The organism is Paenibacillus sp. GM2FR (assembly GCF_002803325.1).
In the GTDB taxonomy this organism is placed as follows: domain Bacteria; phylum Bacillota; class Bacilli; order Paenibacillales; family Paenibacillaceae; genus Paenibacillus_AQ; species Paenibacillus_AQ lautus.
The window spans coordinates 1-25,845 of record NZ_MKZM01000012.1 but is presented as its reverse complement, the minus strand read 5'-3'; the positions used below and the strand labels follow the sequence as shown (position 1 = coordinate 25,845).

Annotated in this window: 15 protein-coding genes, 11 tRNA genes and 2 rRNA genes; 3 read left to right on the top strand and 25 right to left on the bottom strand. The window is 50.1% G+C overall.

The window, feature by feature from the left end; genetic code table 11:
• Window positions 1-21: 21 nt before the first annotated feature.
• Genes PAEVO_RS31430 through PAEVO_RS31410 form a run of 5 tightly spaced genes read right to left on the bottom strand, consistent with a single transcriptional unit; the run spans window position 22 to window position 9,575 of the window.
• Window positions 22-663, bottom strand: a complete 642-nt coding sequence (locus tag PAEVO_RS31430) for a beta-mannanase (RefSeq protein ID WP_100541386.1) — start codon at window positions 661-663, stop codon at window positions 22-24.
• 17 nt (window positions 664-680) lie between these two features.
• On the bottom strand, window positions 681-1,946 hold the full coding sequence (locus PAEVO_RS31425) for a vWA domain-containing protein (RefSeq protein WP_100541385.1): 1,266 nt from the start codon (window positions 1,944-1,946) through the stop codon (window positions 681-683).
• 37 nt (window positions 1,947-1,983) lie between these two features.
• Window positions 1,984-4,368 (bottom strand): transcription initiation factor TFIID, encoded by a 2,385-nt coding sequence (locus PAEVO_RS31420; RefSeq protein WP_100541384.1) that lies wholly within the window; start codon window positions 4,366-4,368, stop codon window positions 1,984-1,986.
• 2 nt (window positions 4,369-4,370) lie between these two features.
• A complete protein-coding gene (locus PAEVO_RS31415; RefSeq protein WP_100541383.1) occupies window positions 4,371-7,760 on the bottom strand; it encodes a tubulin-like doman-containing protein in 3,390 nt (1,129 codons plus the stop codon).
• A gap of 27 nt (window positions 7,761-7,787) precedes the next feature.
• Window positions 7,788-9,575, bottom strand: coding sequence for a vWA domain-containing protein (locus PAEVO_RS31410; protein ID WP_100541382.1), 1,788 nt, complete (start codon window positions 9,573-9,575; stop codon window positions 7,788-7,790).
• Between the two features lie 316 nt (window positions 9,576-9,891).
• Here PAEVO_RS31410 and PAEVO_RS34060 point away from each other — a divergent pair, with 316 nt between their 5' ends.
• The 3 genes from PAEVO_RS34060 (at window position 9,892) to PAEVO_RS31400 (ending at window position 12,904) form a co-directional block, all read left to right on the top strand.
• Complete coding sequence (locus PAEVO_RS34060) at window positions 9,892-10,044, top strand: hypothetical protein (protein WP_164817485.1); 153 nt, start codon at window positions 9,892-9,894, stop codon at window positions 10,042-10,044.
• 142 nt (window positions 10,045-10,186) lie between these two features.
• A complete protein-coding gene (locus PAEVO_RS31405) occupies window positions 10,187-10,972 on the top strand; it encodes a hypothetical protein (RefSeq protein ID WP_243391007.1) in 786 nt (261 codons plus the stop codon).
• A 15-nt stretch (window positions 10,973-10,987) separates the two neighbouring features.
• Entirely contained in the window at window positions 10,988-12,904 is a 1,917-nt protein-coding gene (locus PAEVO_RS31400; protein WP_100541380.1) for a hypothetical protein, read from the top strand.
• A gap of 129 nt (window positions 12,905-13,033) precedes the next feature.
• Here PAEVO_RS31400 and glmS read toward each other — a convergent pair whose 3' ends face one another.
• The 20 genes from glmS to PAEVO_RS31300 all read right to left on the bottom strand — a co-directional run.
• A complete protein-coding gene (glmS, locus tag PAEVO_RS31395) occupies window positions 13,034-14,866 on the bottom strand; it encodes a glutamine--fructose-6-phosphate transaminase (isomerizing) (protein ID WP_100541379.1) in 1,833 nt (610 codons plus the stop codon).
• Window positions 14,867-15,599: 733 nt separating this feature from the next.
• Window positions 15,600-16,940, bottom strand: a complete 1,341-nt coding sequence (gene glmM / locus PAEVO_RS31390; protein WP_100541378.1) for a phosphoglucosamine mutase — start codon at window positions 16,938-16,940, stop codon at window positions 15,600-15,602.
• A gap of 32 nt (window positions 16,941-16,972) precedes the next feature.
• Window positions 16,973-18,439, bottom strand: coding sequence for a CdaR family protein (locus PAEVO_RS31385; RefSeq protein WP_100541377.1), 1,467 nt, complete (start codon window positions 18,437-18,439; stop codon window positions 16,973-16,975).
• The gene (gene cdaA / locus PAEVO_RS31380; protein WP_071221881.1) at window positions 18,432-19,262 is read right to left on the bottom strand and encodes a diadenylate cyclase CdaA; all 831 of its coding nucleotides are present in this window, start codon (window positions 19,260-19,262) and stop codon (window positions 18,432-18,434) included. Before cdaA ends, PAEVO_RS31385 begins: the two co-directional genes overlap by 8 nt.
• Before the next feature lie 319 nt (window positions 19,263-19,581).
• The gene (locus tag PAEVO_RS31375) at window positions 19,582-20,196 is read right to left on the bottom strand and encodes a zf-HC2 domain-containing protein (protein WP_100541376.1); all 615 of its coding nucleotides are present in this window, start codon (window positions 20,194-20,196) and stop codon (window positions 19,582-19,584) included.
• Between the two features lie 223 nt (window positions 20,197-20,419).
• On the bottom strand, window positions 20,420-20,989 hold the full coding sequence (gene sigW, locus PAEVO_RS31370) for an RNA polymerase sigma factor SigW (RefSeq protein ID WP_009589526.1): 570 nt from the start codon (window positions 20,987-20,989) through the stop codon (window positions 20,420-20,422).
• Between the two features lie 243 nt (window positions 20,990-21,232).
• Window positions 21,233-24,019 carry a phosphoenolpyruvate carboxylase gene (gene ppc, locus PAEVO_RS31365; protein WP_100541375.1) on the bottom strand — a complete coding sequence of 929 codons (2,787 nt, stop codon included), beginning with the start codon at window positions 24,017-24,019 and terminating at the stop codon, window positions 21,233-21,235.
• 273 nt (window positions 24,020-24,292) lie between these two features.
• A tRNA-Gly gene (locus PAEVO_RS31360) sits at window positions 24,293-24,366 on the bottom strand.
• A 77-nt stretch (window positions 24,367-24,443) separates the two neighbouring features.
• Window positions 24,444-24,517: transfer RNA gene (locus tag PAEVO_RS31355), tRNA-Pro, on the bottom strand.
• Between the two features lie 20 nt (window positions 24,518-24,537).
• Window positions 24,538-24,614: transfer RNA gene (locus PAEVO_RS31350), tRNA-Arg, on the bottom strand.
• Between the two features lie 3 nt (window positions 24,615-24,617).
• A tRNA-Gly gene (locus PAEVO_RS31345) sits at window positions 24,618-24,692 on the bottom strand.
• A gap of 5 nt (window positions 24,693-24,697) precedes the next feature.
• Window positions 24,698-24,781 (bottom strand) — tRNA-Leu (locus PAEVO_RS31340).
• 14 nt (window positions 24,782-24,795) lie between these two features.
• Window positions 24,796-24,871 (bottom strand) — tRNA-Lys (locus PAEVO_RS31335).
• A 67-nt stretch (window positions 24,872-24,938) separates the two neighbouring features.
• Window positions 24,939-25,013, bottom strand: a tRNA-Gln gene (locus tag PAEVO_RS31330).
• Between the two features lie 52 nt (window positions 25,014-25,065).
• Window positions 25,066-25,141 (bottom strand) — tRNA-Val (locus PAEVO_RS31325).
• Window positions 25,142-25,259: 118 nt separating this feature from the next.
• Window positions 25,260-25,334, bottom strand: a tRNA-Glu gene (locus tag PAEVO_RS31320).
• Between the two features lie 37 nt (window positions 25,335-25,371).
• A tRNA-Thr gene (locus tag PAEVO_RS31315) sits at window positions 25,372-25,447 on the bottom strand.
• Window positions 25,448-25,450: 3 nt separating this feature from the next.
• A tRNA-Asn gene (locus PAEVO_RS31310) sits at window positions 25,451-25,526 on the bottom strand.
• Window positions 25,527-25,535: 9 nt separating this feature from the next.
• Window positions 25,536-25,652 (bottom strand): 5S ribosomal RNA (gene rrf / locus PAEVO_RS31305).
• A 66-nt stretch (window positions 25,653-25,718) separates the two neighbouring features.
• Window positions 25,719-25,845 (bottom strand): 23S ribosomal RNA (locus tag PAEVO_RS31300); the annotation flags it as partial.

Below are 25,845 nucleotides of genomic sequence, written 5' to 3'. Positions count from 1 at the left end.
TTCCTGTGTGATCTTCTATCTCTATCTATACACCAGCTCATATCGTTGTCCGTACTTCCTTCCATCCGTAAAAAACAGGCGCACGTAATCGTTCTTGCCCACCTCAATCGCAGGCAATACGTTGCGTCCGGCAGCAAAATCCGTCACGAACGGATACAAGATGCCGTCTTCCTTGTTGACCGGATAAGCCCCCTGCTTCTTCACGTAACATAAAGCTTCCTTCGGTACCGGCACTTCCGCCGTAACCTGAATTTCTATCGTCTTATAGGGCTGCAGCCAGCGGCTTTTTTCGCGGATGGAGTAGACCAGTCTGGCTTTGCCGGTACTGAATCGAATGCTATTCGTTTCATCCGGCTGTCTGATTAACGCCATCTCTCCGTCTTCGGAAGACAAGGCGTATACCGTGTACGTGATCTGACCAATCCCGTCCAGCCGGTCACGGTACCCGTTATTCGCCTTATACTCGTCTCGGGTATATAGACGCATTCCGCCAGGCAGCGGATCACTTGCAGGCTGACCGAATCCGTCGTCCATCGCACGGTGAATGTATACCGCTTGAAGACCCGGCGGCCAGCTCCAGCGGAGCGTGCAGTAACCATCGTCTAAATGATAGCTTAATCCCTGAATGACCCCTTCTCCGGGCTCCGCATTTTTAAACCGCATATCGAACGCCCCCTGCTTTAAAATCCTCGGCTTGTTGAATCATTCTGCCGCTGCCCTCTTCCCGTACGGCCCGGCCGCTGCACATTGCGGATAATCCTGCTGCTCTCCTTAACCGGAATCACCAACGTGAACAAGGCGATGATCCCCGCAAGAATAAGGCAGGCTATCAGACGAACGGAGGCATCCCCAATTTCCACTCCGGAAAGACCATATTCCAGAACGATGCCTGCCAGTACGCCGGATACCGCGCCGCCTATGCTGAAGCTAAGCGCAAGATGGCGGTTGTCAAACATTGTTCCGAGGGCCAGGCCCATGGCAGCGCCAATGAGCAGCATCGCAGCGATTCTGCCGATCTGATAATAAACGCTATCTTCCATAGCGCCCGTACGTTTCGTCAACAGCGAACGGTCTCCGACATCGTTATAGATTTTCTGGAAAATAAAAGACAAATCTGCCGCGTTCTGCACATCGTAATATTGCCCGCCCGTTTCGGCAGCAATCGTCTGAAGCAGTTGGGCACCGTCCGGGTTAACAAGGCTGAGGCCAATCGTATTCACCGCGATTTGCTGCTGCTTATAGTCTGCAAGCACACGCGCATGATCCGTTTCGCTAAAGCCGTCCGACAGCATAATGACCATGGCGCTTCGACCGGCATCATGGCTCTCTTGGATATGCGTCATGGTATCCTCCAGCGCGAGACTGATGTCCGTACCACCGTCGGTTGCTGCCAAACCGTCGATTTCCGCGATGATCTCATCCTTGGTTTCTTGGTTCTTCACACGCGTAAACGGCTGAAGTAACGTTGTCGCATGATCAAACACCATTACCGATACACGGTTATCCTCATCCATGCGGTTGATCAGATTTTTGGCCGCCGTGTATCGGTCCTGATTCGGGTCCGTCTCATTCATGCTGCCCGAATTGTCAATGACCAGCACGATATCCTTCACGGGCTTGGCGCTGCCCGGGTTCAACTGGTACACCCACTCAAACAGCATGCCGAGCAGGAACAATGCCACCAACGTGGATGGGATCAGCAGCTTCCATGATGTGCCTGTGTATCGCTGTCTCCATGAGCTCCCGCTCAAACGGGGGGATATCAGTTCTGCGATTAAGCAGGCCAATCCGATGCACAAGGCCAGAATCCCGAAATAGATCCCTGTAACCACGATGACAGGAAGCCCTGTCCCCCACTGGCGAAGCAAAAATTCCCCAATGGCAAATCCGAGTCCCCCACCGACCAGACTAAGCAGCAGCAGGAGAGGGTTTAATTTTCGTTGCACAATACACGCCTACTCTCTGTATCAGAATCGAAGAACGTTAACGCAGTTCGGGAAGTTGCGCCGGTTCCATGCCATGAAATTCATAACCATTTGCCGTATAGGTCTCGTAGTAGGTTCTGCCATTCCGATAATACATCAGATCCTCCAAGTGGAAACCTCCCATCAGGTTCAGCTTCTCGACCCCGCTGGAGCGCTTCTCGTGCACGATGCCAAGCTTGTACACCCGTAAAGCTTCATCGGCGTGGATCGCATAACGGACGAATTCGCTGTCGGCATCGCCGAAGAAATATTTCTCCTCATATCGATGCTCCTGCGTATAGTCAAGCAGCCTGACCAACGTAACGGAGTTCTCCTCCAGCATCCGGTAAAGCACCTTAAACAGGTCTTCCTTGGCGAGCACCTGCTTGTTATTGTAGTCGATGGTTACATTCGCCCGCCGCAGCAGTTCTTCCTCGAAGGTCTGCACAAACGGCTCTGCCGTCAATAGATCCCTCAGACAAACCCGGATCATGTTCGACAGGATCGGTTCCGTTCCTTCATGCGTAACGATGGAGAGATTGCCGACATACCGTTCCTCGAAGAATACTCCCTGGCCGCGCTTACTCTCCAATTCCAGCATCAGCTCTTCCGTTACAAGGCCATAATACTCCATCAGGTTCTGGCCGATATAATCGTCTGCGGTACGTATGCTCGACTGGGCTGCTTCCAGCAACTCCGCTTCAAGCTGGTCCAGCATGTTCGCCTGCTGCTTGTAATGACGGTGGATCCGTTCTAGCTCCGCCTCATAGAGCCTGTACAGCGCAAGCTCCGTTTCCAGTAATAGAAGCTCATATTTCCGCCGATAGACCTCACCAACGAAATAACGAATGAAATGACGCACATTCTGTTTATCTCGAAAAGGAAGCTTCTTGAACGGCTGGCTTTCCACGCTTTCCTCATAATAGCGGTTTAGCCCGTCCTGCTCGGTCTTCAGGAGGCTGCCGAGATCCCGGATTCGAGAACGAACCGCTTTAAGCAGTATCCCCTCTCCCGCCTTGTCGCTCGTCCACTCCACGATTTGATAACAACCGATTTGCGGATGATCCGCCAAGGTGCGAAGAAGCGCACGATGAAGATCCTCAGAAGTGCTTATATCGCTCAGTCTCTTCTGGACTTCCAGCTCGTAATTGCTGTGGAAAAATTGCCGACATCCTTCGCCGAACAGCGCCTCTTCAGCCTCGCGAATGTTCATCCGCTTCAGCCCGGCAAAGCTGACGGGGTGCGACATCATACCCTTTAGCCCGTCCAGATGCTCTGCGTTCGGCAGCATCCGGTCCGCTCTTGCCGATACGGCTTCCGGGTCGAGACCGAAGTAGGTCAGGCATTCGTGAACCTCCGGTTCCGGCCCGCCCTTCATGCGAAGCAGCAGCCCGCGGCACAGATGATAGAGGACCGTGAGCGCAATCGGCTCGCCCGGCCTCTTCACCCGGGCAAAGCCAGCGGAGACAAAGCCTTGTCGGCCGGATTCCGTCATGATATTGCTTTTGAAGGACGTATTGTTGTAGATACCCCGGATTCCGTCATAAGTTTCATCCTTCTGCTTCCGGTTCTTAAGCAAACCCAGATGGCAGATGATATCGTAGATATCCTGCATCCCGGCATAACCCGATATGCCCCGTTCATTCTTATCGGACAGCACATAGACGAGATCAAACAACGGCGAGGCCGGGTGAACGACCGGAATGGCCAGCCCATCCTCCGTGACCTGCAGCGGCGCAGAGAAGCTGTATTCCCGGCTTTGCATCAGCTCCAGTTCCCGCAAGAAGGCAACGCCCACGGAGCTCGCATAACCGTAGGAGTCAATCTGCTCCCTTTCATGAATGAGCGCATACAAATCCATTTGCACCGACTTGAAAGACTGCTGGAAGATGGATTCCGCCAGTAATGAAATTTCCGGAATAAACACATTAAACGGGTCGTCGACCCGTGTAATAACAGATAGATGAATCCGGTCAAACGATGAATAGCTGCGTCCATAGTCTGAAATGTGGTGGCTCAGCTTCCGAATCGCTTTGTTCAACCCGGCCAGGTGGTGCGGGTCCCGATAGAAGCCCTGGTACAGCTCCTTGCGTACGGACTTGGATGCGCCGTCTGACTCCGGCAATTGCAGATGATACCTGTGAAGACGACCGGAGGATGCGGAGCCTTTCGGCTCCCGCCCTCCATCTTGGCCCGTTCCCACGTGCAAATAGATGACACTTGCGCTGTTGTCCCATTTACGGTCATGTATCTCCATGATCGGCTCGATTGCGGACGCTGTCTTATCACCGATGAACAAGTATACCTCCGGGTAGTGGATGCTGCTCTGATCATCCTCCATCAAGGTAAGCTGCTCTTCCGATTTGGCATAGCCCGCAGCATACTGGCGAAGAATTTCCCTCATCGCTATTTCAACCTTCTGCGGATGTCATTTAATTTCGAAGAGACCTGTCTATAGAACTGATAACGTTCTTCACCGTCCGCAAGCTCCACCTTCTCGTATTCGAGCCGGTCGCGCGTTTCCAGGAAGCGTTCGGCCAATTCTTCCAGCTTCGCGAGCAGCGGCGTAATATCCTCGGAAGCGGTCAGCTCCTGATCACGGCGGGAGGATTTACGAAGCAGCGTGCTCCGGCTTTTCTCATCCAGCTGACGGAAGTGCTTGTAGACTTCATACTCCACGTCATTCACGCTTTTTAGCAGATTGGCAAACGGCTCCCAGGAATCCTCTTCCGGATCGCGATCATAAACGAAGAGCGCACCCTTCTTGGTGATCGTCCCGGTATATAACGCCTCTATAAATTGATCGAGCCATTTCTCCTCATTCTGATTGTCGCTGATCAAGAGCTCGAATTCCGTGATTTTGGCTGCGATGGCTGCATATTTCTTCAGCTCTTCCCGCACGCTGCGGATCATTTCCGGCGAACGAATCAGATTCTCTTTGGCCATATCCTCGTTGATGCTGTTGAAAATATCCTTGGAGCCTACCCGCTCCAGTCCCTCGTTCATCAATCGCTTCAGTTCGGTCCATGCCCGCTTGACCTCGCCAAGGTTAGGCTTGGGGCTATCCAACTGCAGATCATAAGCACGAAGCAGCTCGTTCAGATCAAATGGCTTCGTGAACACAACCGCGTAGCGGCTGCTCGTATTCTGGTCAACATCCTTCTGGATGATGACCTTAAACTCAAGGGCCTGATTAAATTCAGCGCGAACGCGTTCGTTGTAATCTTGAACCCGCGGATTGACGTAGGTATCCCCCCAGGATTTTTCGGGAATCGGCGATGGCAGGTACGTCCAGTTGTTACGGTCGGTCTGCACCAAGTGGCGTCCCACGCCTTCCTTGTCCATGATCGTGCGTTCGTAACTCTCTTCATAAACCTTAAGCGGTGTATAAACGAATAACGGCACGCCGTTCTTTGTATTCAGCCAGAAGATCCGGTTCTTCACTTCGCTCTCCTTCACGGTGAAGTGAGACTTCCCGACTGAATTATTCTGATAATTTCGAATCCCCTTCAGAATGCTTGGAGCCTGCACAGGCACGGATACAAAGCCCCAGGAAGGGAAGTACAAATTGCCTGCGCTGTTGCTCAGATGGAAGACCGGAACAGCTTCATCATCCAACTTGCTGGCGATATTGCGCTCGACAAATTTTTCGATGGAATCCTCCTGCCCGAATTTCATGACGAGGAAATCCTCCATCGAACGGGTAATCAGATCGCCGAATTTATCGGTAAGAAACTCCGAAATGGATCTGACGATATCAATCTCCTGCTCCCGGGTCCAACGATTCGCATGGCTTAGCAGCTCTTGCGCAAAATCGCGGATGAGGTCATCCACATCCTTCTGATCCATGATTTTGTTGATGACATCGGAAATGTCGGGCACGCTGACCAGGTTCCAGTAATACGTCTTGTTCCCTTTATGATCCTGCTGTTCCTCCCCGTTGACGAGAATGTCACCGTTCTTGGCAAAAATCGAATTCAGCGCATTCAGAATTTCCGTATATACGCTATAAATCCGGTTATTCTCCTGGTTCAGCAGATCGTATAAATCCTCATAGAATTCAATCATCTGCTCGGTGCGTTCCACATCCGCTTCCAGCCAATATTCGTTGATTTTGGCTTCAATATAGATGTTCTTCTTCTTATCCTTGGAGACAAAAGCGCTCTTCGCATCGCCCAGACGATCGATCGCCTGCTCTCTGGCCGACTCGATATCACGGGGAATGCGGGTCAGATTCTCGCGCAGCGCTTCGATGTAGGACAGCAGCATCTTCAGCAGGCTGAAGCCTTTCTCCGTATAAATCAAACGGGATACGTAGAACGGTCCTTGCTGCGGATGCAGGAACATGCGGCGGATTTGATCGCTGAACTGAGCCACGATCTCGCCCGGCAGCTGCTTCTTCGCTTTGATGTATTCCTCACGGGCTCTCGCCAGGAAATTTTGCTCCAGCTCCGTATCCATATTAATGACCTGATTCTTCACGACGTTTGCGTAACTAAGTCGCTCGCTGTTCTGATAACCGGGGAGAGGCTCCGGTACGCGGGACTCGAAATTCTTTGTCATCGAGTCCAGGTCGATGCCCAGCTTGCTTGCGAATTTCTCGACGTCCTCCTGGCTCGGCGCTTTCTCGAACATGGTTTGCATTTTGCCGAAGACGCGGTACGCCAGATAAGTGGTCATCTCTTCGATGGGCAGCACGGCTGAAGACGCCCCGATAATGTTGTAATCGTAATTGGCAGGATACGCCTTGTTCATTTGCGCGATATTGGTACGAATGTTGCTGATATAGTCATGGATCGCAAACTCTTCGCCGGACTGTTTTTCCTCGCTGGCCATGAAGTTCGTGATGTTCTCCGCAGTAACGTTCATGCAGTAATCATAAGCGTTCTCCAGCAGTTTGCCTTCCGTATTCGTAGCGGATATCAGGTGACACAGATTAAACGGAGGCAGCGGGGAGTTCACGTTCAGGATGCTGCCGTACTGCTGCTTGAACCGCTCGCCTCTGGCATCCACGTTCATCCAGTAATCGAGCTCTTTGAGGGCGGCATACCCGTTCTTCTTGATGTATTCGCGCGTATGCTCGCTCAAGCTTTTGTTGGCCAGATTAATATCCGGCGTAAACAGATAGCCGAGCGTGTTCACGCGGTCAATGCCGGCAGAGCCGTGGTCCCGCTCGATAATGCCGCGAACGATATAGGCAATGTCCAAGAAGCAGCCGCTGCCTGTACCGCCGGAGAGCCCCGTCAGCAGGAAAACCATCAGCTTTTTGTTCGTGCCGACCGACAGCGTCTTAATCTTCTTGTCGATCGCCTGCACCACTTGCGTAATCTTCGTGAACAGGAGCAAACGGCCCGCTTGGCGTACGCCTGCTGCCCCGTTCATGCCATCAGTAATGCTCAGCTCTGGCGACAGCCAATCTGTAATATACGGCTCCAGGATGCTTCGGTTTTGAAGGAGGCCTCCAATCTCGGCATTAGAGAGGAGCACGAATTCATTGATCGGATCAAGCCCGATGCCTTTATAGCGTTTATTCTTATCCTGTTCGTTGGTCTCAAAGGCCAGAAATTCCACATTATCCGGCTTGTCCATTCTCTTCTTGGACAACGGATCCTCCGGCAGCTTGAAACGGCGGTTAATCTGATATTTCAAGCGCAGCAGCGCATCGATTCCCGTCCCTCCAAGTCCAATGATAAGGATCGGATTGTCGATGGTATCGACCCGTATTTTCTCGCTGACAATCCCGCCTCCAAGTGAAACGTCAAGCTGTTGTATATGTTCTCTAACTACCGGTTTCATAACTTCCCCTCCTGATAGGTCCTGGCTTTAAGCCAAATATTCCAATAATATCGTTTTGTCCGCCTGCTGCAGGGAAACTCTCAGCCGGTCTCCGTTCTTAAGCTCCGTGCCATTCGATGCATCCAGCGCGCGGCCGGATTTCTCAATCACGGCTGAAGAATTGTTTTTAAGTATCATGCGGTCGTTCTTGCCCGGCATGAATAAGATTTTCTCGGTCTCCTTCAGCTCGGGAGCAAGCTGCAGAAGCTGATGCAGATTGAACTTCCCTTTGAACGAAGTCAGCTTCTTGTATTGCGGGAATGTCTTCTCGCCGGTGTTCTCGTCCCTGATCTCGATCACGAGCTGACCGACAAAGCCTTTGTTCGCTTTTTTCATCGCGCCGAGTATGAAATATGCAGCCGCTCCAACAATGAGCAGGGCCGCGATGCCAATGATTACGGGCCATAATGGAAAAGGTTTCGCATCCTCGCCCGCAGTCATCTCCTTCCCACCGCTTCCGGAGCCCGCGGCTGCCGCTTTTGCGCTAATCTTCACAGGCGCGCTTTCGCGGTAGAAGCTCTGCTCCTCCGCCCGTACCCTCAGCTCGTAGTCGTGCTTTTGCGGAATCTTGTAATTCCCTTCAAAGCTGCCGCCTTTATTCTCAAGCTCGACCTCTGACTCGTCCCCGGTGTCCAGATCCTTAACCAACAGCTTGGCCGTCATATTGCCATACTGTTCCTGGTCCTGCAGCTTCTGTCCATTGCTGACGAGATATGCCTTAATATCGATCGTGTCTCCAGCCTTTACCTTTGAAGGTGGCGGAGGATCCATGGTCAGCTCCAGGTCGTAGTTGAATACGAGGTTAATGTCGATTTTGTCTTTCGATACGCCTTTCACCTGCAGCTTCCAATCACCTTGCTGCGGCTTCAGCAGCTTGAGCAGCGAATAGGAATTGGAAGTGGATCGCAGTACGTTGGCCGAAGGAATAGTCTGCTCAGCGCCCGCAGGATCGACCAGCTTCACGTCGACGGGGCTTGAGGACATAATGGAAATGTTCGCCTCCAGCACGTTCGCATTCGGCACACGGACCGTAACCTCCTGATAGCTTCCGTTGCCGGTAATCGATTGTACCGGAACGATCTTAAGCTGCTGATGGCTGGCAAAAATCTCGCTTAATATTTGCGGAAGGTCATCCGCCGAACTGGTGGTAAAGGATTTGCCCCCCGTTTGGTTTGCCAATTCAGCCAGCGTTTCTTTATTCAGCTTCCCGTCGGCATTCAGCCCAATCGTATAAATCGGGATGCCGCTTCCCTTGGCCTCCTTGACGGCTTGATCTAACTGTTCTGACGCTTGCTGGCTTGTCTTGCCCGTGTTTGGATCCAGGTCATTGTTACCGTCGGCCAAAACAACGATCATCGGCGCATGCGCCGGGTCCATTCCCTGCTTCAGCACTTTTACGGCTTCATCGAGGCCTACGGACATATCCGTGTACGGGCCGCGATCAAGCTGATCGATAAACTCCTTCAGCGCGGTCTTGTCCGCCTCCGACTGAATTTCCAGCAGCGCTTTCTCCCGCTGAATCCGGTCGGTATAGGAAACGACGCCGACCTTGTCGCCGGTGGTGGCCAGCATGTCGATAAACATTTTCATCGCTTCGCCGCTGACCCGCTCCGGATCACTGTTTTTCATCGAGTTGCTGGCATCCATCACCAGTACGGCATCAATCTTGGAGCCCTGCGAGGCAGCCATTGCCTGAGGCATGGTTCCTCCGCTCCAGGTCAAGATCAGCAGCACCGCTGCCATCAAAGAGAGCAGCCATTTATTTTTACGTAACATTGAATTACTCCTTCATCCATTTAGTCTAGCATCAGGTGGATGCCTCGGTTCGTTTGTCAGACCATGAGTCTAACTGTAGGCAATAAGTCTTAAAATTACATGAAAGAAAGCTTAAAAAACAATAACGGGAACATCCATTTCTCTGGTGTATTTATATAGAAAATACCATGCTAATCACTAAAATATACCAGCACTATGTCCATATGATATAATTATACCTGCCAAAGTTCAACATAATCAGTCGTACCACCCGGACTTAGGACACAAGGCTCACCCACCATTTTCGAACAAATACGATGCCGAAAGGAATAGATATATGATTACATACGGATGTCTCGGGATTTTGTTTCTTTTTGTCATCATCAAGATCACGGCCTACTTCAAGCGTAAGAAGAACGCCCCGACACCGGAGCAGCTGCATCAGACCCTGCTTGAAGTTGCCAACTCACAGAGGGAACAGCATGGATAAGAAAAAACCCGTACAACTTCGCCCCTATAGTAAAACGAGATATGTCTACCAAAAGTTAAGGGTTTGCAAACATTGCCACAATTTCACGATTCTTTGGGAAGACAGCTGCGCTTTCTGTAAACGGAGCGCCCCTGTCCCCGTTATGGAACTTGCAGAGAAAATGGCCAAGCGTTCCATGCAAAGTGACCGGCTTCTCTTCTATATTATAGGGCTCTCTGCCGTACTTCTTAGTCAGACCTTCTTGCAAATCGTGATCTCCTTTGCTTGTATGGTGGTCCTGCTTGTATGGTTATGGCTGATGCAGCGCCGGATGCTGCAAACGGAGACCCTGCATGCCCTGAACAAGCTTATAAGATCTCATCGAAAACAGATTCTTGAGGGCCTGGATCTGAACAAAGCAACGGCTTCTGCCGCCATCAAGGAAGATGCCCAGCTAGGGTATGAAATCGTCAGGGAAATTGCCTCCTTGGTCCGGAATGACCGTATCCGTCTGCAGCAGATCGTTCTCCTTCAAAGCTTCAGCTTGCGCAAGGATATGGAGCTTGAACTCGAACCGCTATTGCTGGATGAGTTTGATCCGGATCTGGCCGCCTATATCGGTGAAATCGCCAAAATTAAACGCGAGTTGATCAACAGCAAAGCGATCCAATACCTGCTCAACCATGAATCCAACATCTTGCGGATGGAGCAAGGCAGGCAGATTATGATCGACGCCGCCGGGGCAGCGGTACGGAAGAAAAAATATATCGATACGTTCCCTGATTTTATTAGCCGCTATGCGGATGGATTGCCGAGATACCGCTTCCTCCGCTTGTATCAGATCGTACGCCGCAATCCCGGCTTGTCGTGGAACGGCCTGCGGGACCGGGTGTCGGCCATTTATAATGAACACTACCGCTCGGACCCTGATTTTCAAAAATGGGATTAGAGGGGCTATACCGTTATGACGATGAAAAACACGCTAACCCTGCGTAATTTGTATCTTTTTTTATGTATAGTCCTTCTGCTGCTGATCGGATATAAGGGATTTCATATCTATCAGAAAATCGAATCGATGGCACAAGCCGAGTTATTATATGCTCAGAAAAAAATGGTTCAGGCCGAGGAGTGGTATCAGAAAGCGCGAAATAACCGCTCCCTTCTATATAAAGAAGAGCTGCTTGCTTCAAGATTACAAGAGCTTCAACCCATTACTTCCATGAAGCAGAGCCTTTCTTCGCTTGATCATCGATTGAGCCGTGTCGGGGAAGCAGGCGATTTTTCCGGCTTTATGAACGTATATGCCGAATTGCTTGATACAGAGCAGAAGCTGGCCGAGCAGCAAGGAGCTTATGCTTCCTACTACGATGAAATTGCTGCATTCTACGGAATCCCCGGCGATGTGAAACGGATATTCCTGCAGTTCATTGGTTTGTTTAACCGTCAAGCCGACGAACTGCTTGAAGAGCAGCAGTATGACGATAGCAGCTTCAAATGGAATTTGCTCCGCATTCCGGATTCATTCTACGGCGGGGAGAAGCAGAAGAATGACAAGCTGCTCCATCTGTTCCAGCGTTATGACGAAATGGTCCTAACCCGTCTGGCAGGAGCCGGACAGTATACGGATCTGCTGAATGGGTCACATGCCATGAGTTCCGAATATGCCAACCGATCGCTGCCGGCTGCCTGGTTGAACCGCAAGACCGATGAACTTGTGTATACCATGCTGCAAAAGGATGTGCTGCGAGAACGGCCCTCCGATTTTGTTTCGCACGCCATGGGGTATCGAGACTACCTGGAACGGAACGAACGAAAGAACGCGGAAATCATGGAGTATATTCAGAACCAGATGAACCGGTGGATCGCAGCGGCTGATGGGATGGTACAAAGCCAGAACTACGAGGAAGCGGTAGCACTCTATGAAGCGCTGTCGGGATACCAGGATATGAGCGGTAAACTGCAAGCTGCCGAATTGGCCTGGACGATCCACGATCCGATTCGTTTGTTCCACATGGCTGGTTTGAAAGGCAGCTTCAGCTACGTCAGCGGAGGCGGGAATCGTTTCGGAGGATTGGCCTATGCCACTGGGGTTGATGAGGGAAATATCATCTATTTAGCAGTCTTGAATGCCGATGAAACGGTGCAATTATTCCAAAACCATGATTACCCGTCCGACATCGCCATCCAACAGGTTTCAGTCGAGGATTCGCTTAGCACCGCGAAGAATCCGGTTATCCTTGTAGAAGGCGATGCAGATAACGAGCTGGTCTGGTATTCAGCCTATGAAGCCAGAGATGCCAATCTGACGCCGCTGTTCCAGTTCACGGCCGAAGGCTATCAAGTGCAGCCGGATAAGTCTTTGCTGGTGACGAATCTGGAAGGAGCCAGTCCGGATGAGATCGCCATCTTCGAACGTCAGGGAGACCAATACGGATTCACAGGATATCAGGTTCATTATACCGACATCGATATCGCTAATATCGAGAAGTATCCGAATGAGAAGGTTCGCTTCTCGGTCCATATCCCGGAAGGTGGCTACGGCGAGGTCGTTGCTGGACGTAATGGATACTATATCGTCTTAAGGGGAGACTTGGATTTCCCTGCGGGGAGCGCGACGCTAATCGGAACGTTCAACGGCGAGTATCAGCAGCTGGAGATACCGGGAAGCCAGAGTTCCACAACAACTCTAGACCCCGTTGAACCGGAGGCCAATCAGGTTGACGGAAATATCATGGATGAAACAGATAGCCCAAGCGAACCCGCTACCACCGAAGAAATCAATCCTGATGAAGTCCAACAAGACAATGGCGAGATTGGTGACAGCACCGGATCCAGACAGATCACGCAGGTGCCTGTCATTCAGGTCGAATCGATCGAGTAAGCATAACAAAAAGGCTTCGCCCCTTATCACCAGGGGCGAAGCCTTTTCATTTATAAATTCATTTTTTCTTATGCGATATGAATCCTGACTTTCATAAACTGAACAGGAGCTTATTTCCCCGCTCCCGCCTTACTCCACCGTCACGCTCTTCGCCAGGTTACGCGGTTTATCCACGTCGTTGCCACGGGCAAGCGATGCGTAGTAGGCAAGCAGCTGTAACGGTACGACAGACAAAGCTGCCGTCAAGATCGGCAAAGTCTTCGGAATGGCGAAGGCTTGATCCACGGATTTCAGCAGGCCGGCCACATGCTCTTCATGCGTAATGGCCATCACTTCTGCACCGCGTGCCTTCACTTCCTTGATGTTGCTCACCGTTTTCTCCATAACCGCTTCCTGGGTTGCCAAGGCAATGACCGGAATTCCCTCTTCAATCAGGGCCAGCGTACCATGCTTCAGTTCGCCAGCAGCATAAGCCTCGGAGTGAATGTAAGAAATCTCCTTAAGCTTAAGGGATCCTTCTTGTGCTACGGCGTAGTCTTGACCACGGCCGATGAAGAACAGGTTCTCATGCTCCGCAATTTGCTCGGCATATCCCTTGATCGATTCTGCGTTGGTCAGCATGGACTCTACCTGTTCAGGCAGTGCTTCCATCGCTGCAATCACTTCAGCAACGGCGTCTTCCGTCATCGTACCGCGTACTTGAGCCAAGTACAGACCAAACAGATAGAACGCAATCAACTGCGAGGTGTAAGCTTTCGTGGAAGCTACGGCAATCTCTGGGCCAGCCAGGGTGCCGAGCACATCGTTAGCCTCACGGGCAATCGAGCTGCCCACCACGTTGGTGATGGCCAAGACATGAGCGCCATGGCTCTGTGCTTCACGAAGCGCAGCCAAGGTGTCTGCCGTTTCACCGGATTGGCTTACCACGATGACAAGCGTCTCCGGCGTAACGATCGGCGAACGGTAACGGTACTCGGAAGCCACGTCATTTTCAACCGGAATGCGTACCATCTCTTCGATCACGCTGCGTCCCACAAGTCCGGCATGGTAAGCCGTACCGCAGGCGACGATCTGCACATTGCGAATGTTCTTAATCTGTTCCTGTGTCAGCTTCAACTCCGGCAGAACGACTTTACGTCCGCTCTCATCCACACGGCCCAGCATCGTATCCCGGTATGCTTTGGGCTGCTCGTGGATCTCCTTCAGCATGAAGTGATCGAATCCGCCTTTTTCCGCCGTAACGGCATCCCAATCGACACGAATCATTTCCCGAGAAATAAAGTTCCCCTCAATGGTCATTAATTCGACAGCATCTGCTGTCAGCAGAGCCATCTCTCCATCGTTGAGAATATATACGTTCCGCGTATATTTCAAAATAGCCGGAATATCAGAACCGATGAAGTTCTCTCCTTCGCCAAGACCGATAATAAGCGGGCTTGCTTGACGTACAGCCACCAATCGATCCGGCTCATACTCGGTCAAGACGCCGAGGGCAAATGCGCCTCTCATGTAAGAGATCGCCTTCTGCACGGCCTTAACGATATCCCCGTCATATTCACGGGCGATGAGATGGGAGATAACTTCCGTATCGGTCTCCGAAACAAACTGATGTCCTTGGCTGATCAGCTCTTCCTTCAGCTCCAGATAGTTCTCAACAATCCCGTTATGAACAACGGAGAACTTCTGGCTTTCGTCCGTATGCGGATGCGAATTCACGTCCGACGGCCGACCATGCGTAGCCCAGCGGGTATGACCGATACCTGCTGTTCCCACGAGTGGGGCAGACTCCAGTCTCTCCTCCAGATTGGCAAGACGCCCTTGCGCCTTGGCCACACGCAGCCCTTCATTCGTAAAGACGGCAATCCCTGCTGAATCGTATCCGCGATACTCCAGCTTTCTCAATCCCTCGATCAACACCGCTTGCGTTTTCTGATTTCCAATATATCCGACAATACCACACATCGTATGATTCCTCCGTTCAATTTCCCTATAATAGTAGGCGGAAATAGAACACGGCAGCATCTGTGCGGTATCAGGAAAGAAGAATGATTTATTCAATTATCAACGTTCAAAATATCCAGCAAGATATAGGCTGCTAAAGTTGAACAGACATGAATGCACTCTTCTTCCACCGCGCTGCCCTGTTCTAAATCGCACATTCATGTTTTGTATATTAGTGATAAGAAGCACCTGCGGATACGTTGTAAGAACGGTCGCCCATTCCTTTTCCGTGATTCGCTTACGGTTGGTGCATAACCGAGAGGTCCCCGCCGAACAATCCGAACACCTCTACCTCGTCAACTTGCGTTCTGCCGTCTGGTCATCCCTATCGTAGCAATAACCAATCCCCGCGCAGGTACAAGCTCTGGCGCTTATAAAGCTTGAAGTAACCTCACAATCCTCGCTTTCTATTCTTGAATGACATCCTTTATTATATTCATGCGTTCAGACTTTGGCAACTCGGCTGTTTCCCAGATGCTCCAAGCCCTGCGTATAATTAACCCCATGAATGACATCGAATGACCTATCCTCTCAAGCGATGCAGTAATTTGCACTCTTTGCTGACAGGACAGGGGGTGTTGCGCTTTCATTCGACCCGCATTATGGAAAACAGCGGGCCAGTGAACAGAAACTTCATAGTTCACTGGCCCTGACAAAAATTAGTCTGCTTTCCTTGAAAAATACACCCTTAGTCTTACGCCAATTCCCGCTTCACCACGTCAGCAATCTGCGTTACATAACGGTCGAGTTCTTCTTTGTCCGGGCCTTCCGCCATGACGCGAATGAGGGATTCGGTTCCCGATGGGCGAACCAGGACGCGTCCGTTATCACCCAGAATGCCTTCAACTTCAGCAATCGCAGACTCAATAACGGTATTGCCTTGGTACTTGCTCTTATCGCCAACACGAACATTAACCAGCACTTGCGGATACTTGCGCATGCTGCTCTTCAGCTCATGCAGAGGCTTGCCGGAGGCTACCAACGTATCCACCAATTGAATTCCCGTTAGAATGCCATCCCCTGTGGTGTTGTGATCCAGGAATATCACATGCCCGGATTGCTCTCCACCCAGGTTATAACCACCGCGGCGCATTTCTTCCATCACGTAGCGGTCACCGACTGCAGTTTTAGCGGTTTTCAGCTTCAAGCTGTCACATGCCTTATAGAAACCGATGTTACTCATAACGGTTGAAACGATGGTGCCTGCCTTCAGCTTGCCGGCACGGTTCATGGCATCACCGCAAATGCACAGAATGAAATCGCCGTCCACTTCCTCGCCTTTTGCGTCAATGGCAATCAGGCGATCCGCATCTCCGTCAAAAGCGAGACCGAGGTCAGCGCCATGCTGGAGTACGGCCTCAACGAGTTTCTCCGGATGAGTCGATCCACAGTGATCATTAATATTCAGGCCGTTCGGCTCAGCACCGATGGCGATCACATCCGCACCCAATTCACGGAAAAGCTTCGGAGCCAGCTCATAAGCTGCGCCATTCGCACAGTCAAGAACGATTTTCAGACCGTCAAACCGGTTATTGACCGTCGTTTTCAAATATTCCAGGTATTTATATTTCGATTCGTTATCAACCAGCAATTCACCTAAATCAGCCCCGATTGGTCGCGGCAGATTATCTGTTTCCGCATCCATGAGCTCTTCAATCTTAAGCTCTGTCTCATCCGACAGCTTGAAGCCGTCTCCACCGAAGAACTTGATGCCGTTATCTTGTACCGGATTATGTGAAGCCGAGATCATAACACCCGCATCAGCCTTCAAAAGTCTTGTGATATACGCCACCGCTGGTGTACTCACGACACCCAGACGAATGACGTGTGCACCGATGGACAGCAGGCCTGCAACCAAAGCCGACTCCAGCATAGCCCCGGATACCCGGGTATCCATACCGATGATGACGGTTGGCTTCTCTTTATCGCCAGTAAGCACATAGCCTCCGCAGCGACCGATGCTGTAAGCCATTTCCGCTGTCAGTTCTTGATTTGCAACTCCTCTTACTCCATCTGTACCAAAATATTTCCCCATGTTTTATATACTCCTTTATCTACTCTTCGTTATTATCCATCATTGGACGTTTCTGATCCGGTTGTTCCATCACTTGATCCGTCTCCCGGCGGATGTGATGGGCTTTCTCCTGATCCGGAGTTATTCGTATCTTCATCAGTTGGAGGCGTCTCCGTATTCTCCTCCTGATCATTGCCTGTTCCTGATCCCGTTCCTGGTGAAACAGGCTTGTCTTTGTCCGTTCCCTCATTCTTCGAGGTGTCCGGCTCCGTTGTCACGGGTTTGGAGTTATCCTTGAGCTCTATCTTAATCACAGGACGTTCCGAATCCGTACGGTTAATAAAATTAGGCAGCGTGATCTGCAGCGGAATTTCGTGAACGCCGGCTTTTAACCCAGTTGCGTTCGCTTCAGCTCCGATATCGGTCGGCTCCAGACTATTGAGCAAGTCAGGCGCTCCGGTGAGCGTTAAAGATATGGTCTTCGTCTTTGGATCTGTTATGACAGCATCCAGGCCGGTGGCAACCCCTTTTAACGTTATCGGAATCCCCGTAATCACCCGTTCACCATGCGATACAGCCGTAACATCCACCGTTACAGAGCTCGGCTCGATTTTCTCAAAACCTTCGGGCGGCGTCAAGTCGGCCGTAAGCACTGTTGTTCCCGAATTTCTAACTTCTCCCAAATTGATCATAGCTTCGACATAGGTCTCAGCTCCTGCCAGCGCCTCTTTACTGCCAAACAGCTTCACTTCTTTTACCTTCTGGTCCACCTTGGAGAGGACAAACCCCTCAGGCAGCCGTCCGGTATATTGTATCTCCAGTGGGAGGGTGACGAATGCAGGTTCAATCGGCACTTCAGCTGCTACTGCAGCAGGCTCAATGACCGCATCTTCCATCGCGTTGCCTTCTTTATCATATGCTGTAAGCTTGACTCGTTTCTCCGTAATCTTCTCTTTGGCACCATCAAGGTCCACATTACCTTTGACCTGCCCCAGATTCGCCATGGACGATTCAGGCAGGGTAACCGTGACTTGCCTTGGGTCAATCAGCACGGGTGTTCCGGCCCGGTAATCTTTAGCAGGCTCGCCTTTGGTTCCAATACTTACCGTCACGGATTTCGACACTCTCGGCTCTACCGTCACCGTAACAACGGATGGCTCCATCGATATCATCTCCACGCCACTCGGGATGGAGGGGGTTAGCGGAAGTGTGTGCGTACCCGGTTCTCTGACGTTGCTCAAATCAAGCTTCACCTTATAGTCGTCGGTCAAAAGCGAGATATTGGATTTCTTTCCCCGAACTTGGAGATTTACGCGGTCCTTATCGATACCCGTTAACGCATATTCGCTGTCATCAAATCCATACGTCTGAATCTTAACGCCTTCAATGACTTTGGTATCATAAAAAGTCGTTGGCGGTGCAGGCGTTCCGCTGTCCATATGAACCATCGCCCACAATAAAATACTGACAGCGAGTGCAATGAGCTTGCTTGCCGTGTTGTTCTTGATCCATTTATCCATTGCTGCCGTCCCCCTTCCGTTTCCAGAAGAACGTGCGTTTCTCCTTAATGGACGCGGCAGGCCTGAGCTCCTCATACAATTTGGAGATGAGGGACTCTTCCTTAATATCTCGAACCACTTGTCCATTCAAGGCCAGCGATACTTGCCCAGTCTCCTCGGATACGACAACTGAAATCGCATCCCCCACCTCACTGATTCCGATAGCGGCACGGTGTCTTGTTCCCAATTCCTTACTGATAAAAGGATTCTCCGATAGCGGCAAATAACAGCCAGCGGCCGCAATTTGACCGTTCTGAATAATGACGGCTCCGTCATGGAGAGGTGTGTTCGGTATAAAAATGTTAATAAACAATTCCGAGCTGATCACCGATCTCATCGGAATCCCTGATTCTACATACTCATTCAGGCCCGTCGTCCGTTCAAAGACGATCAGAGCCCCTATTTTGCGCCGCGACAAATAATTAACCGCCTTAATGGTTTCGCTGATTAACTTATTGGTCTCCTCGTCAATATCCGCCGTCCGCCCGAACAGCTTGCCTCGTCCGAGCTGCTCCAGGCCACGTCTGAGCTCCGGCTGGAAGATGATGAAGATCGCCAGCACCCCAAATGTGAAGATCTGATTCATCAGCCACTTCAGCGTGTACAGATCAAACCAAGTGCTGAGCGCCCAGATGACCACAAGCACCAAGATCCCTTTGAGCAGCTGAACCGCCCGCGTACCGCGGACGAGCAGGATCATCTGGTATATTATATAAGTAACGATAAGGATATCGATGATATCTTTAATGGTTTCACCCCAGGTCATATCTGTGAAATACTCCATACAGCAACCCCCGTCATTTCCTTTAAGTGCGGGCCCAAAAAATCCGGTTCCTCGAAAAAGGACGCTAAGATTCGAATGACCGAACCAGCTCTCCATTTTCCATCTGATCACACGGGGACTTTTTGAACTTCCTTTTTAATAACGCATGAGACTTATATATGTAGTATGTACTCTACACTCTCTAGGTTATAACGTTAATCTTTCCGATGCAAGCGGACGCCCTCCGCTTTCCATGAAAAAGATCATAAAATCAACAAAAGAAGCGCCGTCTTTTCACTGAAAAGAGGCGCTTTTTAATTAAGTAGGCTTCAGGTTACACCTAGCGGTAAGCGGCATCCGTAAACAGAGTGGAGATCTTGTACCATATCCAGTCCATCGCCCGATCTATGTCCTTTACTTGACCTGCTATATGTGAGGTGGAAGCCTGAAATAATTCTCCGTCAATGACGGTCACATTGCCATTCACTTGACCGTAGACCTTCGTCTTTCCATTCTCGACTGTAATATCTCCCGTGATGATTTGATCCGGAGGAATAATGACGGTATCTCCTTCAATCACCAGCTTTTCGAATTCATCACTCTTTACAACCAGCTGAGTATCCTGACTCCAAAAACTGATTGTGCTGAAGAGCATGACAACCAAAAACAAAGCTGCAGCCGTGAGCGCAGGATGATTCCTAACCCATTTGACCCAAGCTTTTTGTTTCTTGGGCTGCGGCAGCATACCCATTATACGTTCCGTTAAATCATCGGATGGCTTGGTCGCATGATGAGTTAAGGAATAAAGAAGCATATCGGTATGCTCCAGCTTCTCGAAGTAATTCCGACAGTCAGCACAATCCAGCAAATGCTCTTGCAATTCCAGCTGTTGTGGGTCGGACAAGTCATTATCCAGATAATCATGCATCAAAGAGACGGCTAATTTGCAATCCATTTGTGAGCCAATCCTTTCATTCAATCTCTTTGCTGGGTCTATTCCCCCTTAGGGGCATAAGACTTGCTTATTGTTCATACGTGCCGGAATCGGGGATGTTTCAATTTTTTTAAAAGAAAATCAGAAAAAAAATAGCGGATACGGACTTTCTGGCATCGCAAGAAAAAAGCGCCCTTAAACGCGGTCTCTCTTCCTCAAAGAACGGCGATAGGCGTTTTTTTCATCACAATTTGTATTCTAATTTTTTACGCAAAAATTCGCGTCCACGATGAACTCGTGTTTTGATCGTTGTTACAGGCAAGTCCAAAATCTCGCTGATCTCTTGCAGGGATAAATCCTGAATGTACCTTAGAATCATGATCGTCTTGTACTTGGCAGGAAGTCCGTCAATCGCCTGATGAATGATGCGCTGTGTCTCCGATAGCAGCATTTCACTCTCAGGTGTACGGTTATCGCTCGGGATCAGGGAATAGCCGTCCATACCTTCGCTTTCATTCAGGTCGGCGTCCAGCGAGAAAGACGGCTTGCGCTTGCGCAGCCGATCAATGCTAAGATTTGTACCGATTCGGTATATCCAAGTTGAGAACTTCTGATTCTCGTCGTATCGATCAAGGTTTTTATATACACGCAAAAAAGTCTCTTGTACGACATCCTCGGCCTCATGGCGGTTACTCAGCATCCGGTAAGCCAAATGAAAAATTTTGTCTTTATAAAGCTCTACGATTTCGGCAAAAGCTCTCTGGTCCCCTTTTCGGGCCAGCTTCGCCAGTCTTACATCCAAATTGTCCACCATAATTCCCCCAGAATGGTCTGATGGGTAACGTCTAAAAAAGCATCATTCAAATCGTAATTCAACTGTTTCTAAAAATCAACAATAATTCAAAAAGAATCCCTATTCCCTATCAAAGACAATCATGTTGCAGCCGATACTCTAATCATCAGGGGTTATGCTGCTTCATAGATGAAAAAACGAGGTCCCTCTAGGGAACCTCGCCTTATACTATCCCTTTCAAACGGCTTTGTCATCCTGTAAGGATCAACCTGTATTACGAAGCCCCGCCGCAATGCCGTTGATGGTCAGCAGTACTTCCCGAAGCAGATCCGGATCGTCCTGCTCCTGCTCCCTCAGCTCGCGCAGCTCGTTAAGCAATTGAACCTGCAAATAGCTAAGCGGATCCACGTAAGGGTTACGGAGTCGAATTGATTCCTGCAGGACCGGCTGGTTATCCAGAATATCCTGTTGTCCCGTAATCTTAAGAACAAGCTCTTTCGTCAAGTTAAACTCATCTTGGATCAGACCGAAGATACGCTCGCGGGCTTGATCATCCTTCGTCATCAGAGAATACTCCTTGGCGATGATCAGATCAGCCTTGGCAAGAGCCATCTGAAGGGTATCGATCAGCGACGTAAAGAACGGATAGCTCGTGTACATCTTCTGTAGCACCTTCATATTCTCTTCCTTGCCCTGGTAGAAGCTCTGTAAGCCCGTACCAGCCGCGTACCATGCCGGAAGCAGGTAACGGCTCTGGGTCCACGCAAACACCCAAGGAATGGCTCTGAGGTCCTCAAAACGGTCACTGTTCTTACGCTTGGATGGTCGGGAGCCGATATTCAGCTCTCCCACTTCAGGAAGCGGCGTGGATTCCTTGAAGAAACTCAGGAAATCCGGATCACGGAAGATCAGATCCTGGTATTTCTTCTGTGAAGCGGCCGATATGCTCGAGGAAATCTCTTCCCACTCTTTTTCGGTCGATTCTTTTTCAGGGTAACGGGCATTAAGAGAAGCCGTTATAAGTGCTGAAGTCGCCTGGTCCAAACTGCGGTAGGCAATTCCTTTCAAGGAATAACGTGAAGAAATGACCTCGCCTTGCTCCGTGATTTTGATGCCCCCTGCAATCGTTGATGCCGGTTGAGCCAAAATGCTGCGATTCAGAGGCATACCACCGCGTCCAAGCGACCCGCCGCGTCCATGGAAGTATTTCACCTTGATGCCATACTCATTGGCTGCAGCCGTAATATCTTTGAGTGCTACCTGGAGCTCCCAGTTCGCGGTAATGGCTCCGCCGTCCTTGTTGCTGTCAGAGTAACCCAGCATGATTTCCTGAAGCTCATTCATGGCGCTAACCGCTTCCCGGTAGATCGGTAGGCTGAAGAGCTTACGCATAATATTAGGTGCGGCATGAAGATCCTCAATCGTCTCAAACAATGGTGCAGCCTGCAAAGTAGCTATGACAGAACCATCATTGTCCTTGCGGAAGAGTCCGACTTCTTTGGCAAATACCATCACTTCCAGAACGTCGCTTGCGCCCTCGGACATACTGATCAAATAACTTGAAATACACTTCACGCCAAATTCCTGCTGGGCACGGAATACCGTACGGTATACTTCAAGGCATTCTTCGGTGCTGTCGCTGTACTCTTGATAAGGCGTAGTCAAAGGACGAGGATCGTTAAGCAGGTTGTTAAGCAGCTCGATCTTCTCGTCTTCGCTTAATTGGGCGTAATCCTGCGTCACGTTCATTTTACGAAGAATTTCGGCCATGGCATTTTCATGCTCTTGGCTATGCTGTCTGATATCCAGCGTTGCTGTATGGAAGCCAAACAACTCCGCCTGACGGATCAGTTTTTGAATATACGTATCTGCAACATAGTCAGCAAAATGGAAGCGCAAGCTTCGATCAATGATATTCAAGTCCTCGATAAATTCCTCAGGGGACTGATAACGCTCGCTGCCAGTCATGTTCTCATCGAGAATATGACTCATTTTAGCCAGCATATATACCAGCTTTACACGATAAGGCTCTTTCTCATTGTGCCAAATTTCCATCTTCTTCAGTGTTACATGTTCGCGGTCTTTTTCAATGGATTGAAGCAATTCATCCGAAACGCTCACAATCGACGAGCTGAAGCTCAGGTATTTCATGAATTCACGCAAAATCCGTTGGTATTCACGAATCGCCAGCTTCCGCTGCATTTCAAGCGTTCTCCATGTTACGTCCGCCGTCACTGAAGGATTTCCGTCCCGATCGCCACCGATCCACGAACCGAAACGCAAATAGGTTGGAACGTGCCAATGGTGACCCGGATAATATTTACTTAGGCAGCGCTCCAGTTCTTGATAAACCTCTGGCAGAATGTGAAACAGGGTCTCGTGAAAATAATACATACCGTTTCTGACCTCATCAAGAACCGTTGGCTTACGGTCGCGAAGCTCGTCGGTTTGCCACAGTGTAATCACTTCATTCAGTAGTTTCTCCCGAAGCTGCTCTCGTTCGCGGAATGTCAGTGTCGGGTTGTCCAGTTGCATCACATCGTCCGCTATCCGTTTATGAATATCCAGAATAGCCCGACGCATCGCTTCTGTTGGATGAGCTGTCATTACCAGCTCAAGGGATAGACTTTCGAGAATTTCTTGAACTTCTTCAAACGTAATATTGCGCTCTTTCAAATCCTGGACCGCACTTTCAATGGAACCTGGTTGAACACTCTCTCCGGCGGAACGCTCGTAATCGCGTTTGCGACGAATGCGATGGTTCTGCTCCGCGATATTAACCAATTGAAAGTAAATGGCAAACGCGCGAATTACCTGATGGCGAATGTCGGGCTCCAATGTGCTGATGATCCTTTTGAAATCTGCAAACAATTCTGGCAGGAATACGGATCGCAACGATTTACTCGTTTCACGAATTTTCTCAACTATATCTAAAAGCTCATTGCCACCTTGGTGGACAAGAACTTCTCCAAGAATATTGCCAAGGAACCGTACATCTCGCCGCAGCAGATTGTTGGAATTGCTCTTTGCGGTTACTGTAAGTTCAGTCATGCTACTCCTCCCATCTCAACCCGTTTCAGCAGTTTGTCTATAGGACGTAACGCCTTCCTAACATCATACAATAAAAGTGCATGAAAATCTGCATTTTCCAGGCGAAAAAATTAGCCAAATCGACAAAACTCATGATATTGATATACCCATATACCATGGACATTAGTCCTATAAACCTTGATCCAACGATGTTCTTTAGTACATTAACACTTCGCAGGGTAGTCGTGTGAATATGTAAAAAAACATCACACACGGTGATGTCCTGCTTATGTATGGAGCGGGTGATGGGAATCGAACCCACGCTACCAGCTTGGAAGGCTGGAGTTCTACCATTGAACTACACCCGCATATCAACCCACAAAAGTGACGCTATGCTTCGGAGCATACTCCGAATACTTTTGTAGGGCCCTAAATCTTAAGAAAATCGGGATGACACGATTTGAACATGCGACCCCCTGGTCCCAAACCAGGTGCTCTACCAAGCTGAGCTACATCCCGATATTAATCTTTTTAAAAAATGGCACGCCCTGAGAGATTCGAACTCCCGACCTTTTGATTCGTAGTCAAACGCTCTATCCAGCTGAGCTAAGGGCGCAAATGGAGCGGACGACGGGAATCGAACCCGCGACCCTCGCCTTGGCAAGGCGATGCTCTACCGCTGAGCCACGTCCGCATTAATGGTGCGCGTGGAGGGACTTGAACCCCCACGTCAAAGACGCTAGATCCTAAGTCTAGTGCGTCTGCCAATTCCGCCACACGCGCACAAGATGAAACAATGGTGAGCCATGAAGGACTCGAACCTTCGACACCCTGATTAAAAGTCAGGTGCTCTACCAACTGAGCTAATGGCTCGCATTTCAGGTCTCCGAAAAGTATTCGGAATCACCTTCAAAGCTTAACTTCACTTTTTAGGATGAAGTGGCTGGGGATATAGGATTCGAACCTATGCATGACGGAGTCAAAGTCCGTTGCCTTACCGCTTGGCTAATCCCCAAAATCGATGAGTACTTCTATTTTGCTGATTCTCGTTAGAATCATACATGAAATGGTGGAGGCTGAGGGGATCGAACCCCCGACCCTCTGCTTGTAAGGCAGATGCTCTCCCAGCTGAGCTAAGCCTCCATGTTGTGGTGACCCGTAGGGGATACTCTCACTTCGTTCGAGACTGCGAAGCCTCCGCTTACGAAGTTATCCTCCGACGAACCGACGGGATTCTCATTCCCTGATGCAATTAAAATAGTGGTGACCCGTAGGGGATTCGAACCCCTGTTACCTCCGTGAAAGGGAGGTGTCTTAACCCCTTGACCAACGGGCCACAATTTCATGCTGCATGTCCAATTCAAAAGCGAATCTGGAGCTTCCAACCGGGATCGAACCGGTGACCTCATCCTTACCATGGATGCACTCTACCTACTGAGCTATGGAAGCAAGTGGCTCCCCGAACAGGACTCGAACCTGTGACAACTCGATTAACAGTCGAGTGCTCTACCAACTGAGCTATCAGGGAATATGTACCGCTTGGCGACGTCCTACTCTCCCGGGACCCTTCGGTCCAAGTACCATCGGCGCTGGAAGGCTTAACGGTCGTGTTCGGTATGGGTACGCGTGGAACCCTTCCGCCATCGCCACCAAACGGCTTCAGATGCTTGATCACCTGAAAACTAGATACGAAACGAAATTTGCAGCACATTGAAATATGTTGGATAAGCCCTCGACCGATTAGTATTGGTCAGCTCCATGCATTGCTGCACTTCCACCTCCAACCTATCTACCTCGTCGTCTTCAAGGGGTCTTACTAGTTGGGAAATCTCATCTTGAGGGGGGCT